We start from the raw sequence: 15,245 nt of genomic DNA on the forward strand, positions 1-15,245 counted from the left end.
CTCCGTCCGCCGGCTGGGGCGGTCGCCGAGGGCGGGATTCTTCGTTTCTCCCGACTCATCGCCGAAGGGATGACGGAGACCGAGCTCGTCGATGTCGTGACGTCGGACATGGATATGCCTGTCGACCCGAAGCAGACCGAAAGCGTCGTCATGCAGTACGGCGCCGGGTTGCAGTTCGGGTCGAAGGAGTACGTCGCGGCGGTCAAGGCGTTGCCAGCTTCGGCGACGGTGACCGTCATGCTGCACGATCTCGGGGGTGCGGCCTATCCCGGCCCTCTGCAGACGACTGTCCGCATCGCGCGTGGGGCGATCCGCAGACTCCTTGGCCGGGGCGGATCGGTTGCGACGCCGTGGCACCGGCGACGAGCATGGTGCCTCTTGCAGAAGGTCGCAACGACCTTCGTGGTCTGCTACCCGCATGAGAGGGACCGGCTCTCGCCACGCCTCCAAGAGCGTTGTGTCGTCGTCGACCACCCCACGCCGCCCCGAGCGGCGCTGCCGGATCGCGCCGCGGCTCGTATGGAGCTCGACGTGGCCGACGCCCACGTGGTCACGCTGCTGGGCTTCTTGAGCCCGCGAAAGGGAGTCCGCGAAGCGTTGGACCTCATCGGCGCGCTCGGCGACGATGCCGTCCTGGTGCTCGCGGGAGCGCCGGTGGTGGAGTTCGCAGAAGAACTGGACCGGATGATCGCGTCCACGAGGGGGCGCGTCATCCACACAGGCTGGTTGGAGACCGCAGAGCAGCGCAAGTGGATCGCGGCAACAGACGTGGCGATCGCGCCCTTCCGAGATGCCTCGGCGTCTGGCTCGATGTTGGAGTGGCTCGTGCAGGGCATCCCGGTCGTCACGTCAGCGACGCCCCTCGCCGAGCAGCTGCGTCAGCGGACGGACGGGCTGCTCACAACCTACGACGACGAGGAAGGTCTTCAACGCAGTGTTCGCGCTGCGCTGAGCGGCGCTGACGAGCATCGGAGAGCGAAGCCCCTCGACGTCCCTGCGGCTCGAGTCGGCGAACGCGTCATCGCCGAAGCGGTGCGCAATCGGGGCGACCTGCACGAGCGAATCTTCCTCGTCGGATGCCCGCGATCGGGCACCACGCTTCTGCAGAGCATGCTTGCTGCGCACCCGGGGTTGGTGAGCTTCCCGGAAACCCACGCGTTCCGCAACCGAGCGCGGGCGAACGATGCGGAAGCGGTCAAGGCGTTCTCCGCGGCGCTTTCCGATGAGGTCCGCGCTGTGATCGAACCGGAGCTGGACGCGGTCGACAGCGCTTACGTCCCCCCGCAGACTCTGGTTCATGCGGGGGATCTGACCGTGATGCGCACCGCTGCCGATGGCTGGCTCGAGAAGACTCCGGATCATCTTCTGTTTGCTGAGCAGATCGCGAGCCAGGTTCCCGGAAGCAGGTTCGTCCACATCGTCCGTGATCCGGTCGATGTCGTGAGTTCGCTCCGACGTCTGAGCACTGAGCATCCGACGGACTGGACACGCAAGTTTCAGGATCTCGATGCCGGAATCAACCGCTGGACGCGCAGCGGACGGGCGCACAAGAAGTGGGTCGGCGACCCGGCGCACTTCTTCGTCTCGTACGAGACCCTCGTCGCATCGCCTGAATCCGTCTTGCGTACGCTCTGCTCCTGGTTGGAACTCGAGTACGACCCGGAGATGACGAGCGGGTTCGCGCGGAGCGCCGAGTCGCTCATCGCCGGCCACGAGCCGTGGAAAGCGAAGAACACCCGAGAACTCACCGCTGAGCGGAAGTCGGTCCTCACGGACGCCGAGGAAGAGGCCGTGCGGCAGGCGTGCCACCCGCTGTGGCGTGAGATCCTCGTCGCGACTCCTTCTCTGTCAAAGTGAGCCGGGGACGCTCTCGTCGTCGACGTCGAATGCCGTGGTGAGGTCGTCCAGCGAGTACCCCAGGGCGTTGACGCGATCCTCGAAACGCGCCTTGAGACGACTTCCGTGATGGAGCAGCAGGAGGCTCGCGATGATCTCGCGCGACTTTCGAAGGTCGGGGGCTGCTGACATCGTCTTTCGTCCGGCCCAGCGCGTCTCATAGACGCGCGCTCGGTCCGGATCATAGGCGCGGAACGGAGCGAGATCGAGATCGATTCCGAGCGCGTCCCGGAGCGTCTGCCCGACGGCGAGCGGATCCTTCGTGATGTCTTCGTATCGGATCACGGTTGCGTCTTCGAGCTGCGGGAGATCCCGTTGCAGTGCTTCGTGCGCCCTTAGCCAGTTCTCGATGAGCAGGTCGAACCGCAAGCCGAGCTTCTCTTTCTGGGACGGCGCCCACTTCATCACTGCCAGCGCCTGAGTGATCGGGTGGCGAGTGATGATGACGAAGGAGCTGCGCGGGAAAACGGCCTGGAGGTAGCGCGTCTTCGTGATGTTCAGAGGCGTCTTCTCGACGAGCATCTCTGCTGACAGGTCCCAGTATGGTGACCAGCTGCTCCAGAGCGCCGCCAGGTCGGTTGCCGTGGCATCCGACTCGGTGAGATATGCGTGCTTGTCCAGAGCCCACCGCGTGACGCCGCCCATCTCGTATCCGGGCCTGTACACCGTCTGAAGGAACTGCCCCTCGTCCATGACGACGTTCGTGTTCGTCAGCCCGGAGACGCCCGGTGATCGTGAGATCGCCGAGGCCAACAGCGTGGTGCCGCTGCGGTGCATGCCGCCCACGAAGGTGAAGCGGTGATCGGACCAAGGAAGCTCGCGGTTCATTGCGCTCCACGGAAGGGAAGGCGCGTGCGTGGCTGCACCACGGCACGCGGGAGGGACTCTGGCACTTTATCGCGCCGCTGGCCGCTGTCCGCCTCGGGGGTGATGCGCTCATCCAGTAGAGTGTCAGGGTTGTCCTGGTGCGGAATTCATGCGTCGGGCGCCTCGCACGCACATGCTCTACCCCAGCTGGGAGGTCTGAGGTGGTGACACCCAGCGCGTTCATCGTCGGCGTCAACAAGAGCGGCACGACGGCTGTCTTCAACGCCTTGAGTCGGCAGCCGAACGTCTGCGCGTCGACGACGAAGGAGACGCACTTCTTCGACCCCCTGAAGTACGGGGACGCGCTTCCTGCGCTCGCCGAGTACGAGAAGTTCTTCGAGCCTCGTCTGTCTGACGACGTCGTGATCGAGGCGACTCCTGGGTACTTCTACGGTGGCCGGGTGCTTGCAGAGAAGCTCCGCGAGGTGTCACCCGAGGGCAAGGCCGCGATCATTCTGCGTGAGCCCGGAGCACGCGCGTTCTCCTGGTATCGCTTCGCCCGCACCCGTCTGCTGCTGCCGCAGAACATCACGTTCGACGAGTACCTCGATCGTTGTGAGCCGCTCGGGCTGAGTCCCGAGCAGGACAAGGACCAGGTCGGCTGGCGCGGTCTCAGCGGAGGCGCCTACGCGCATTGGCTGCCCTCGTGGCAGAGTGTCTTCGGCGAGGACCTGCTCGTCATGTACAGCGACGACTTCCGGGCGCGGCCCGAAGAGGCGCTCGTGCGTATCGGCGCCCACTTGGGCATCGACGTCGTCGAGGCCGAGGACCGCCAGAGCAATGTGTCGGTCGACATCAGCAACGCGAAGCTTCAGCGCGTCGCTCTCGCTCTCAACCGCGCCGGCGAGAGAATCTGGCGAAGGCACCCTCGACTCAAGGACCGGCTGCTCGACGTGTACTACCGGCTCAACTCGCGCAAGCAGCAGGAGCGCATGAGCGATGATGCCCGTCGCCGCCTCGATGCGCACTTCGCAGCCTCGCTCGCCGAGTTGCGCGAGATGCTTCCCGATGTTCCCGAGACCTGGGGGCGCGCAGCATGACGCGTCCGCCTGACTTCATCCTCGCCGGCGCTCAGCGCGCAGGGTCGACCGCGCTGGCAGAGGCGCTCGCGGAGCACCCCGATGTCTCGATCACCGACCCCAAGGAGCCGAGCTACTTTGCGACGCTCTTCGGCTCACTGGACTATTCGGGGCCCGGCGACCCGTGGTTCGCATCGCAGAACGTCGCAGACTGGGACGCCTACCTCGAATTGTGCGATTCGGGTGCAGCGGTGTCCGGCGAAGCGTCCGTCATGTACCTCGCCATCCCGGGGACAGCGGCTGCGATCCGCGAGCGCCTGCCGGACGTGAAGATCGTGATGGTGCTGCGCGACCCATTGATCCGGGCGCGCTCAGCTCATGCGTATCTTCGCGTCAAAGGGCGAGAGACAGAGAAGAGCTTTGCCACGGCCCTCGCGCACGAGCACCGCCGCCGCGAGACCGGCTACGGTCCGATGTGGTGGTTCGAAGGCGCGAGCGACTACGCACCGGGGCTCGAAGAATACATCGCGGCATTCGGGCGCGAGCAGGTCTTCGTCACGACGAACGAAGAGCTGAAAGCCGATCCGGCACGAGTGCTCGCTGACGTCAGCGCGTTCCTCGGAGTCTCGGAGTCGAGTGCGCCGGTCGAGTACCTGTCGTCGAACGCGATCAACTCGGGTGGTGTGCCGAAAAGCGAGCTGCTCACACGGATCCTGTATCCCCCGGACAGCGTGCGCCGGTTCATCCGCGGCCTGGCACCCGAGAAGCTGCGTGACATCGTGCGTTCCGCACGGAAGAAGTCGACGACGCAGGCGACTCCCCACGAGGACGAGCTCAGCGCGGAGGTCATCGCGAGGTTCCATGAGAGCGCGCGTCGGACGGGCGATGTGCTCGGGCGTGACATGAGCGATGTGTGGCCGTCGGCGAGGGGCGAAAATGCGGAGTGACGTGACCCTCTTCGTCGCGAGTACCGGTGGGCACCTGAGTGAACTGATCCAGCTTGCCTCCCGCATCGAGGTGGTTCCCGCGAAGCGAGTGTGGGTCACATTCGATACCCCGCAGAGTCGATCGATGCTCGAGGGCGAGAACGTGGAGTTCGTGTCGTTCATGGCACCGCGAGAGTGGGGCGCTCTCGCAAGAAATTTCGGCCCGGCCCTTCGGATTCTACGCAGGCATCGACCAACGCGGGTGTTCAGTACCGGATCCGGCATCGCATTGTCGTTTCTGCCGCTCGCACGGGTGCTCGGTGCGAAACCGACATATATTGAGTCGGCTGCGCGGACTGAGGGCCCAAGTGCGACGGGCAAGATTCTCGCGAAGTTCCCCGGCATCAAGACGTATTGCCAGTACACGCACTGGGCGCGAGGCGCGTGGGAGTTCGGGTACTCAGTATTCGACGACTTCCCTGAGAAGGACGGCGAACCGTCCGACGGAGTCGAGCGCCCGCGTGTGTTCGTGCAGGTCGGCACGCTTGACTATCCGTTCGGGAGGCTTGTCGAACGTGTCGCGTCGCAGCTCCCGCCCGACGCAGAGGTGACGTGGCAGCTCGGCGCGACGCCAGCGCCGGCGGGTCTTCCCGGGCGCCACTTCGACTTCGCTCCGGCCGCCGAGCTGGCAGATGCGATTGAGCGCGCGACCGTCGTGATCTCTCATGCTGGCTGCGGCAGTGCGCTGATGTCTCTCAATCACGGCGTGCGGCCTGTGCTCGTGCCGCGGTGGTCTGCGAACGGTGAGCACGTCGATGACCACCAGGTCGAACTCGCATCAGAGCTCGCGGAACGGGGAGTTGCCACCTACTCCGAGGTCGAGGACATGGACACACGGATACTGAGGGCGGACCACCGGTTCACAAGGCGCCAGGACAGGCACGGGGACGTCACATGACGAGGGTCATTCAGCTTGGAAACTTCGGCGACGACGGCGGCGGCATCTCATCGGTGCTGCGAGAGTTCGAATCGTGGGAATGGCCGACGAGTCGTCACACCTTCGTCGACACGTACGCGACGGATCCACGTCTCTGGGGGGCGCGCAGACTCCTCGCCGCCGCTTCGACGCTCGTCCGACGCAGGAAATCGTTTGACGTCGCGCACATCCATCTGTCGGAAAAGGGATCTTTCGTGCGAGAGGGGCTCCTCGTCCGTCTTGCTCAGGCGCTCGGGCTCCGTGTCGTGGTCACCATGCACGGGGCGACATTCGTCGAGTTCGCCAATCAATACTCCTGGCTGGCTCGTGGCGTGCTGAAGCACGCGAATGCGATCGCGTGTCTGACTGATCCGACAGTCAATGAGCTTCAGGCGCTGGGCGTCACAAACGTCACACTCATCCCGAACGCCGTCTCTGCCGATCAGCTCACCGCCGACGAGACGCCGATGGCCGACAGAATGATCACGGTCTTCGTCGGCGAGGTGTCACGGCGCAAGGGCGTCGATGTGCTCCTCGACGCCTGGAGGAGCGTCTCCGCGACCTATCCCGGCGCACGACTCGAGGTGTACGGCGGTCCGGTCGACGTCGATGTCCCGAGCGGCGGCGCAATCGCGACGCATGGTCGTCGGCCGCGCGACGAGGTGCGTCAGGCAGTCCGATCGGCTCGCCTGCTCGTTCTGCCCAGTCGAGCAGAGGCCTTCCCGATGGCGATTCTCGAGGCGATGGCGGCAGGAATCCCGGTCGTCGCGACCGACGTCGGACAGGTGCGAGACATGATCGACGACGATGAGCTCGTCGTGCCGGCGGAGGACGCGGAGCAGCTCGCCCAGGCGATGGCATCGCTGTACGCTGACGGCGCGCGTGCAGAGGCGGCGGCCGTCCGGAACGAGGCACGGTACGCCCGTCTGTTTTCGCCTCGCGTCGTCGCGGAGAAGTACGAGGTGCTCTACGCGGCGGGAGCGGCGCATGTATGAGGTTCTGAATCGGACCACCGACGAGGGTGCGACATTCGATGTGTCGATCGTCCTCCCTGTCTTCAATGCCGAGGGGGAGGCGCTTGCAGAACGGCTTGCCGCGTTGGTCGACGGTGCAGGCACGAACATCGAGCTGATCGTCGTCGATGACGCATCTCGTGATGACACACGAGCGCAGCTGCTTGCGCAGCTCGACGGTGTGCCGAACACCACAGTTCTCGGTGCGATCGAGAACGGCGGGGTCGCCGCGGCGCGGAACGTGGCTGTGACGCACGCCGCCGGCGAGTACCTGTGGTTCGTCGACTGGGACGATGAGTGGTTCCCGCACACGCTCTCGCGACTACTCGAAGTCGCGCGTGAGGAAGATGCCGACGTGGTGGTCTGCCAGGCCGATGCGATCGAAGCCGGACGCGTGCGTCGCATCGACGGGCTCGAAGAAGCGGTCACGCTGGGTGGTGCGGAGGCGTTCGATCTGCTCTTGCAGGGACGGATCGCCGGGTATCTCTGGTCGAAGCTGATTCGGCGCGAGTTGCTCCGCGCGGATCCGTTCCCGTTGCTGTCGTATCAGTCAGATCTCGGCGGGTTCGCTCCGGCGCTCGCGCGCGCATCGCGGGTCGTGAATCTGCCAGAGGTGCTATATCACCACCTCATCCGTGATGGATCGATCAGCCATTCCTCGACGACTGATGTCACGTGCAAGCTGGAGTGTCGAGACATCCTGACTCGCACTGTCGATGGACTCCCGCCGAGTCAGCGACGGGAGCGATTGCTCCGTCGATTCGTCTTCCGTCGTGTCTATCTCGGGGCAGTCAACATGGCCGTTCGTCTCGCGAAAGTTCCCTCGGACGCCGCCGACGTGATCACCGTGATCCGCGAGGAATACTCTTGGGAAGAGCTGCGGCGTCATTCGAGAATCGATGCGTCCACTGCTTCTCGTTTGGCGCTCGTGAAGGCGATGGGCCCGCGGTTCGCGTCGCTCTCGGGACTAGCGCGAAGGCTCTTGAGACGAACGAGCACGAGCCAGAAGCCGGAACCGCAGAGGCAGCCTGAGAGGGTACGCGTTCTTCACGTCGCACCTCCGTCAGATGAGACGACGTCTTTCGTGGATCTGATCACGGTCGGTGCCGCGACCGATGGCGTCGTGCACCGGACTTTCGCATGGGGCCCGGCCTTGCGCCTTGACTTCGATGTCCTTCATATCCACTGGCCCGAACGCATGATCCGCGGACGCACGGTTCTCCACCGCATCGGAAAACGGTGGGCGACGCGACTTCTTCTCCTTCGTATGAGTCGGGGCAAGTTGCCGATTGTACGCACGCTGCACAACATCGCTCCTCACGAGAGTGGCCCGCGCGGTGAAGACTTGCTCCTTCGAAGGGTCGACGAGGCGACGACGACATTCGTGGCACTGAATCGACGAACTCCGGTTCCCGACTCCCGCGCGGCGACATCGATGGTGATTCCCCACCCGCACTACCGCGGGTTCCACCCCACGGATCCGAATGAGAAACCGATAGCGGGCCGACTTCTCTACTTCGGCCTCATCCGGGACTACAAGGGCATCGACGCACTTATTGACGCCTTTGGCGACCTCAACAGCAACGATGTCTCTCTGCGGATCTTGGGAGCGCCTACTCCTCGCTGGCGGGATGTCATCGAACGAGCCAGCACGTCCGACCCTCGCATCTCGGCGCATCTCGAGTATGTCTCCGATGTCGTCCTCGCCGAGGAAATCCGCCAGGCGCAGGCGGTCGTCTTTCCTTACCGGACGATGCACAATTCGGGCGCGACGTTCGCGGCTCTCTCGCAAGGGCGAGCCGTTCTCGTCCCGAGTAACGACGTCAACGCGGATCTCGCGGCCGAGGTCGGAGAATCCTGGGTCGTGACTTTCGACGGCGAGGTCGTCGCTGACGACCTGCGAACGCTCCTCAGCAACGGCGGGGTGTCACAAGGTCATGAGGCACCTTCGTTGAATGCCCGGGATCCTCATACGGTGTCGCGCAGCTACGTGGACGCTTACCGGGAGGCACTGGCGCGGGTGAGCTGAGTACGGGCATTTTCCGTGGGATCGGCAGAACGGCGATGGGCATCGATGACGCCGGGCGAATACATGAAGCGCTACTTCTTGATGATGCCCCGCAGGTTCCGACCGGATTCAGATCATCCGGGGGCGTATTGCCTGCCTGCCACACCGCGGAACATGGCGAAGAGATCGCACGGACGTATCATCGCCGTCGCGTCAGACAGATGTCTGTAGCGGGAGCCAAGCCTAGAAGGTGTATTTCTACGCCTCGGTCGGTCGTATCGAGCCACACGTCAGATCGGTAACCCTCAGGGGGCGATGTTCGGCAACCGAACGCTGATCGACGGGGATGAGGCCATGGGCGCCGCCTGTTGTCCGGTGGCTGCGGAGCCGCCAGCCCGTCAGACGCGAACGACACCCTCCGCGGAGGTGGGTCAGTCGGTCATCAACCGGTGCGAGCTGGACACCAGGTGCACGTTCCGCACCGTCATACGTCGTACCCCAGCGCGGCGAGATCGATTCCGAGAAGCTCGGAGGTACGGCGATTGCTGTCGGCATAGAAACTGCCGACATGCTCCCGGACGGTCCGAGTCTGGCGGGCGGCAAGGCGGGTATTGAGCGAGACAGGAGTCATACGTCGGAAAGTCGGACCTACGCGCCAGAACACCTGGTTCAGCGAGTGGAAGCCGAGAAGTCCGCGCTCGTTGAGCTCCGTGCGAGTCAGGAGGGAGTTCGCGACGCGCCGAGTTCCCTGTAACGTCATCGGGCGTCTCCGATTTCTCCCCTTTGGGGCATCCGGAAGTGTGCTCAGGTCGGAAGCTCCAGAGAAGCTGGCGACCCGCTGCGCGAATCCGAGTGGGTCCGACTTCATCTGCTCGAAGGGCAGTACAAGGAGGTTCTCCGGGCCGAAGACCTCGCGATAGAACGTGATCAAAGTATCGAAGCGGAGAATACTGAGGCGGAACTCGGGTTTGCGCCCGAGATAAGGCTTGTGTCCACGGAGGAAACGATTGAGCGACTGATGCCCGCCATCAGAGATGTATTGGCTGTACATCGACTCAAGATGGGACGTCTGCTCCCGGATCACGAGGAGGACGCGGGGGGTCGTGAATGTGTGGGCGAGGCGGTGGGCGATTACGGTACGGTCGAAACTCCCTCCCGGAGGGTAGCCCGAAAGACGCTCGTGGGAGAGAACAGGGACCAGCCCTCTTTCGTCGGCGGCAGAGATCTCCGCCGCGAACGCGGTCCGCGCATGCTGCAAGTCGTAGTCGAGGTCGGGGGTGCGAGCAAGGAGGTCGAGTGCCTCCGGCATCCCCATCGTGTGGGCGAGATCGTGATACCCAGCCTCCTCTCGACGGAAGAGTGCTGCTTGCAACCATGTCGTCCCGGTCTTGTGCAGACCAACATGGATTAGCGGAGACGTCATGAATTCCTCAGGGACTGGGGCACCGCGGCGCCGGTGTAGAGGGGGAGTCGGCACGAGCCGGGGTCACACCAAGACTTCACGTTAGCAAGCGAAGGAAGTTCGTTGCATCGGGACCGGTCGGGCTCGTCGAGTGGGCTGAGCATGCAGCGACACGGCGATCACGCGTGTGAGAGATGATCTTGCGAATCACCAAGGCCCCGCCCCGCGGAGGCGTCTGGAGGCGATGCGGCCGGTAGGTACGTGATGCTCGTCAAAGCGATGAGGACGCCGAGCCCTGCCGCAGCGAAGCCATCGAACAATCGGGGGCTGGCAGCCGAGTCGATGAGGACGACGACGAGGAACGCCAACGCCGCGAGGTGCCAGGTCGTCGTCCGACGACGCCAAGCGGTCGGGATCAGACGGAATGCGAGTGCGCCCAAAGCGAGGGCCATACCGGCCGCGCCGATGAATCCGGACTCGCCGATCACCGTCGCCCACGAGAGGTCGGTGGCGAACATCGCGTTGCCATCGATGAAGCCGTACTGCTCGGACAGGCCGTACTGCTCCCAGAGCGGGCTGTAAGCGCTGCGCGATGCTTCGGAAGCGAATGACCCGAATCCACCGCCGAAGAGGAAGCGATCCAGGGAGATCTGCATACTCGCCATAAGTAGGGCGGAGCGAGGGGAGCCATCGGCGCCCATGACGGATGAGAATCGCGACGCGATGAGGTCCCATCCGATCAGCGCGACGATTCCGGCAACAGCTGCGACAGTCGCTGGAGCGATGATGCGAGTGATCCGGCGACCGCCGACGAAGAATCGGACCGCGAGCACAGCGATGATTCCAATCAGCGACTTCACGCGCAGGGTGGCTGCTGCGAGTGCGCCGGCAGCGTACCCGATCGCGCGCGACCATCGACTGACCGGCCCGTTGATAAGCATTGCGACGACGAACATGCAGAAAGTCGCTGATTGGGCGGGGTGGCCGAATATGCCTTTGAGGCTTGAGAATCCGAGCCGAGCGGATGCACGCGAACCGCCGAAGATTTGATGCACGACACCGGGCGCGAAGAACTCGACTATCGAAACTGCGGCGTGCGCGAGGAACACAACCGAGATCGCTGTCGTGAGGGGGCGCACAACGCCGCGGTGCCACCGCAGGCTGACGATGATGAGCACCGTGACGGGGAGCTTGATCGCCAGCCAGGTACCGGTGATCGCGCCGGGCGGGTTCGTCCATGTCACAAGCTGGCTGATCACGCCCGACGCTGCGAAGACGCCGAAGCCGATCCAAGCCAGTCGCGGTATGGCGCGCAACGCGTTCTGCGACCCGCGTAGGCGGACGCCTTGTAGGGACGTGCGGGCACCGCGACGCTTTCGCCTCCACAATCGTACGAGGTACGTCAACGTGAAAGGCAGAGCGAGCGCGAGAACGGCGTCGTCGAGGTACGTAATGAACGCAGTGAACGGCACCTCGAAGAACGCGAGGATTCCGCGGAAGGAGCGGTCGAGAAGAGCCGTCAGCAGGACCACGATCGCGACGCTCGCAGAGCGGCGGAGGCACGCGAGAACGTAGAACACTGCGAGCGCGGAGAGCGCGAGCACAGCGAGCACCGTGGCAGTTATCCGCGGGGCGACGGCGAGGCCGACGATCGCGGTGGCGGCGAGGGCAGCTCCCGTGGCGAGCAACCACGTCTTCACACTGAAGCGTGACACTGGTGCAAGTGCCCTTCTCTGCATGGATGTTATCGAGGTGGCGCACAACGAGATCGCGAGTGCCCGTAAGTTTTCCACCGTATCGCGCAGTTTCCGCGTGAAACCTCCATCGTGGAGACGATAAGGTATCGGTTCCCGTGAAAGATCATTGATCTTGCGCGACCGAGACCGTTTCCAGATCGTATCTGTCACAACCGGCGCGAATCAGACCGTCTGGGCAGACAATCTTCGTGCATCACCAGATGAGCTCGTGGGGCGACAGCTTGCGGGCGCACGCTGGGGTCAGAGTGAGCCTCTGCTCCGTCTGTGCGGGCGCTCTTCGATGACCTGTCTCAGCACCGTATCGATCATCCCCGCCGTCGCGTCCCAGTCATAAGCCCGCGTCGGCGGACCCACGCGGACCGGCGACGACAGGGCTTCGCGGATCGCCTGCGCCCACCCCTCGGCCTCATCCGCGCGATCGATCGCCCAGCCGCGATCGCCGACCGTCTCGGCGACGGCTGTGCACCCGCGCCAGAAGATCACGGGCGTCCCGGTCATGAGGCTCTCGAGCGGCGGCAGTCCGAAGCCCTCGATCTTCGAGGGCATCACCGTGGCCGCGGCTCCGCGATACTGCGCGGCGAGTTCGCCGTCGCTCAGCCCGGACAGAAGCTCGATGCGATCGGAGATCCCACGCTCCGCGAACTGCCCGCGCGCCTCGTCGTGCTCCGCCGACGGGATGAGCATCCGCAGCCGCGCCTCGGGCACGAACCGCAGGGCGTCGAGCACGACGCCGAGGTTCTTGTGCGCGCGCAGGTTGCCGACGTACATCAGGTACGGATCCGAGGCGTCCGCCGGCGCGACATTCGAACGGAACGCCGGGGAGGATCCGAGCCCCGCGTTGACGACCTCGACGCGGTCGTCGCCGAGCCAGTCGCGGATCGCGTCTCGCGACGTCTCCGACACGGTCAGCACGACGCCCGACCTTTTCACGATCGGCTTCACGACAGCGTTGTAGTACGCGACGTACTTTGCCCGCTCGGGCCACGGCGTCTCGAGGTGGATCAGATCATGCACCGTGAGCACCTGGCGCTGAGCGCGCAGGAACCCGTTGTATCCGGGAGAGTAGATGAGCCCCTTCGGCACGCGCGCGAGCGCGCTGATGGGCGACGCGGGGGAGCCGTCGAGCGCGAGCGGGTGCCAGGGCACCGTGAGTCGCTCCGTCACCTCGCGCGCATACCGACCGATGCCGTGACGCCCCTGCCAGCGCGTGTCGATCCAGATCATGATGCGGTCTCCTTGAGGATCCGTCGGTGCACGGGCGCGGGCAGCGCGAACAGCGCCCGAGCCGGTGTGCGCATCGCGGCGAGGTGCACGAGAACGGCGACGGCCGCGACGCCGAGCGTGATGACGAGCGGGCCCACCCACCGCGCGGCCGCGTGCTGCTGCAGGATCGGCACCCACCAGTTCGGGAAGAGCACCATCGCCTCGAGCAGGACGCCGTGCATCACGTAGATCGGCAGGGTGCGTCGCCCCACCCACGCGAGACCGGGCCCCGCGAGCGGGACACGCGCGATATAGATGAAGGCCGCCAGCACGACGAGCGCGCCAGCCGTATCGCGGGGTGCCGACAGGACATGTTCGACAGACGCGTTCCCGCCGAACACGACGATGCCTTGCAACAGGGCGAAGGCGGCGAGCGCGGCCGTCAGTACGCGGGCAGTGTGCTCCTCGAGCACCCGCCGCAGCCACGCGGATCCGTAGACGCCGACCGCGAAGAAGAACGCGTACCGGCACACATTGCGGTACTGGTCGGACCCCTCGAGCACCGGCAGCGAGAAGCTCGCGATCGAGAGCACTCCGAGCGCGACGAGCAGGAGCGCGGGATCCACGCGTCGCAGGGTCGTCAGGAGCGCCGTCCACACGGCGAGGGCGAGCACGTACCAGAGCACCGTGCGGGGGAGGAAGAGCTGATTCGCGAACGCCTGCCACGCCTGCAGCGTCGTGCCCATGCCGAGCGGCCCCGTCCAGAGGAACGAGCCCACCGTCACAGCGAAGACCGTGAAGATCAGCAGCCACACGACGTACAGCCACGTCGACAGTGCGACCGATGCGCGTACGGTGCGATCGCGCCATCCGTGGCGGATCCGCCGCGACAGCAGGAGGCCGCTCAGCATCGACAGCGCCGACATGCGGAACGGGCCGAGCTCGTCGACGAGCCAGCGCCACGGACCGATGTCGACGCCGAACGCCTGCACGGTGATGACCGTGTGCATCAGCACGACCGCCAGCACGCAGAAGGCGCGCGCGGCATCGATCCAGACGAGGCGGGACGTCATGCGCCGGTGTGCCGTGCGACGAAGTCGCGGATCCTGCCGTCGAAGACGTCCTGGCCGAACTGCGTGGCACGGTTGCGGCAGTCGGACGGCGAGCACCTCGCGGCTTTCTCGACGGCCGCCCGCAGGTCGGCGTCGTCCGCCCAGTCCTGGACGTGCGCACCGGTGAGGCCGTCGACGACCGACTCGACGGCGCCGCCGACCGCGTTCACGAGCACCGGCGTGCCCGCGGCCATGGCCTCGACGGGGATGATGCCGAAATCCTCGATCGGGGCGAACACGAGCGCCGTCGCCCGGCGCAGAATCGCCGAGAGGAGCGGATCCGACGGGTTGAGCACGAACGTGACGCGGCCCGGGTGCATGCGCTCGGCGTTCGCGCGCAGACGATCTTCGTCGTCTCCACCGCCCGCGAGCACGACCGGCAGTCCCGAGACGCGGCCGGCGTCGATCGCGGCGTCGAGGCGCTTGTACGGCACGAAGCGCGAGAAGCCGAGCAGGAACTCGTCGGGCAGCGCCGCGAGCGCCGACTCCTCGCGCGCGGTCAGCAGCGGCTCCGCGAGGATCCGGTCGACGTCGACGTTCGGATAGATGACTTCGGCGTCGCGCTCCCACGTGTCCGCGATGCGCTGCGCGATGAATCGGCTGTTCGCCGCGATCGCGACCGGCTCCTGCGCGCGCTTTCGGTCGAGCGGCTTGAGGGCGCGCGACGCGAGGCGGGCAGGCAGGCTGTCGCCGCGTCCGTCGAGCTCGGGCACCCAGATGTAGCGCGCGGGCGTGTGGGCGTAGACGAGCTTCGGGGCGTCGCGAGCGGGACCGCCGAAGCGCGCATGGTGTGCGAACAGATGCGTGCTCGTGAGGATCCAGTCGGCCTCGCGCGCGGGCAGGTGACGCCAGACCGCGGGCATGAACGGCAGCGCGAGGGCTTTGCGGCCGCGGAGCGGCGTGCGCGCCAGGAGCGTCTCGTGGACCGGATCGAAGCGGTCCGAGTCGTTCCAGAGGCACCACCGTTCGGCGTCGGGGAATGCTCGAGCGATCGCCTCGAACACGTTCTCCGAGCCGCCCGCGGGCGCGAGCCACTCGTGCACGATGATGCCGTCAGTCACCGTGA

Annotated in this window: 12 protein-coding genes; 6 read left to right on the forward strand and 6 right to left on the reverse strand. The window is 65.5% G+C overall.

All coding sequences use genetic code 11. The annotated features are described in order from the left end of the window. The first annotated feature begins 96 nt into the window (after nucleotides 1–96). Entirely contained in the window at nucleotides 97–1,857 is a 1,761-nt protein-coding gene (locus KOL93_RS02670; RefSeq protein ID WP_221583747.1) for a sulfotransferase, read from the forward strand. Here the strand turns inward: KOL93_RS02670 and KOL93_RS02675 are convergent. Continuing rightward, entirely contained in the window at nucleotides 1,849–2,724 is an 876-nt protein-coding gene (locus KOL93_RS02675) for a sulfotransferase family protein (protein WP_221583748.1), read from the reverse strand. The genes KOL93_RS02670 and KOL93_RS02675 overlap by 9 nt on opposite strands. Before the next feature lie 200 nt (nucleotides 2,725–2,924). Between KOL93_RS02675 and KOL93_RS02680 the strand changes: the two genes are divergently transcribed. From KOL93_RS02680 to KOL93_RS02700, 5 genes are read left to right on the forward strand one after another with little or no spacing between them, the layout of a single operon-like run. Further along, entirely contained in the window at nucleotides 2,925–3,803 is an 879-nt protein-coding gene (locus tag KOL93_RS02680) for a sulfotransferase domain-containing protein (protein WP_221583749.1), read from the forward strand. Beyond that, nucleotides 3,800–4,729 carry a sulfotransferase domain-containing protein gene (locus KOL93_RS02685; RefSeq protein ID WP_221583750.1) on the forward strand — a complete coding sequence of 310 codons (930 nt, stop codon included), beginning with the start codon at nucleotides 3,800–3,802 and terminating at the stop codon, nucleotides 4,727–4,729. The genes KOL93_RS02680 and KOL93_RS02685 overlap by 4 nt, the downstream gene beginning before the upstream one ends. A gap of 1 nt (nucleotide 4,730) precedes the next feature. After that, a complete protein-coding gene (locus KOL93_RS02690) occupies nucleotides 4,731–5,666 on the forward strand; it encodes a glycosyltransferase (RefSeq protein ID WP_221583751.1) in 936 nt (311 codons plus the stop codon). Beyond that, on the forward strand, nucleotides 5,663–6,679 hold the full coding sequence (locus KOL93_RS02695; protein ID WP_221583752.1) for a glycosyltransferase family 4 protein: 1,017 nt from the start codon (nucleotides 5,663–5,665) through the stop codon (nucleotides 6,677–6,679). Before KOL93_RS02690 ends, KOL93_RS02695 begins: the two co-directional genes overlap by 4 nt. Continuing rightward, nucleotides 6,672–8,726, forward strand: a complete 2,055-nt coding sequence (locus KOL93_RS02700) for a glycosyltransferase (protein WP_221583753.1) — start codon at nucleotides 6,672–6,674, stop codon at nucleotides 8,724–8,726. The genes KOL93_RS02695 and KOL93_RS02700 overlap by 8 nt, the downstream gene beginning before the upstream one ends. Nucleotides 8,727–9,189: 463 nt before the next feature. On the opposite strand, the gene KOL93_RS02705 is transcribed toward KOL93_RS02700, so the two are convergent. From KOL93_RS02705 to KOL93_RS16305, 5 genes are all read right to left on the reverse strand, one after another. Further along, entirely contained in the window at nucleotides 9,190–10,128 is a 939-nt protein-coding gene (locus KOL93_RS02705; protein ID WP_221583754.1) for a sulfotransferase domain-containing protein, read from the reverse strand. 158 nt (nucleotides 10,129–10,286) lie between these two features. Then, entirely contained in the window at nucleotides 10,287–11,807 is a 1,521-nt protein-coding gene (locus tag KOL93_RS02710; protein WP_221583755.1) for a hypothetical protein, read from the reverse strand. 297 nt (nucleotides 11,808–12,104) lie between these two features. Then, the gene (locus KOL93_RS02715; protein WP_221583756.1) at nucleotides 12,105–13,088 is read right to left on the reverse strand and encodes a glycosyltransferase family 4 protein; all 984 of its coding nucleotides are present in this window, start codon (nucleotides 13,086–13,088) and stop codon (nucleotides 12,105–12,107) included. Then, nucleotides 13,085–14,140 carry an acyltransferase family protein gene (locus tag KOL93_RS02720; protein ID WP_221583757.1) on the reverse strand — a complete coding sequence of 352 codons (1,056 nt, stop codon included), beginning with the start codon at nucleotides 14,138–14,140 and terminating at the stop codon, nucleotides 13,085–13,087. Before KOL93_RS02720 ends, KOL93_RS02715 begins: the two co-directional genes overlap by 4 nt. Beyond that, the gene (locus tag KOL93_RS16305) at nucleotides 14,137–15,240 is read right to left on the reverse strand and encodes a glycosyltransferase (RefSeq protein ID WP_221583758.1); all 1,104 of its coding nucleotides are present in this window, start codon (nucleotides 15,238–15,240) and stop codon (nucleotides 14,137–14,139) included. The genes KOL93_RS02720 and KOL93_RS16305 overlap by 4 nt, the downstream gene beginning before the upstream one ends. Nucleotides 15,241–15,245 lie beyond the last annotated feature (5 nt).

Source organism: Microbacterium salitolerans, assembly GCF_019720895.1.
In the GTDB taxonomy this organism is placed as follows: Bacteria; Actinomycetota; Actinomycetes; order Actinomycetales; family Microbacteriaceae; genus Microbacterium.

Coding starts and splice junctions, on each gene's coding strand:
- KOL93_RS02715 (WP_221583756.1), bottom strand. CDS start 13,088: ATGATCTGGATCGACACGCGCTGGCAGGGGCGTCACGGCATCGGTCGG.
- KOL93_RS02685 (WP_221583750.1), top strand. CDS start 3,800: ATGACGCGTCCGCCTGACTTCATCCTCGCCGGCGCTCAGCGCGCAGGG.
- KOL93_RS02720 (WP_221583757.1), bottom strand. CDS start 14,140: ATGACGTCCCGCCTCGTCTGGATCGATGCCGCGCGCGCCTTCTGCGTG.
- KOL93_RS02705 (WP_221583754.1), bottom strand. CDS start 10,128: ATGACGTCTCCGCTAATCCATGTTGGTCTGCACAAGACCGGGACGACA.
- KOL93_RS02695 (WP_221583752.1), top strand. CDS start 5,663: ATGACGAGGGTCATTCAGCTTGGAAACTTCGGCGACGACGGCGGCGGC.
- KOL93_RS02675 (WP_221583748.1), bottom strand. CDS start 2,724: ATGAACCGCGAGCTTCCTTGGTCCGATCACCGCTTCACCTTCGTGGGC.
- KOL93_RS02700 (WP_221583753.1), top strand. CDS start 6,672: ATGTATGAGGTTCTGAATCGGACCACCGACGAGGGTGCGACATTCGAT.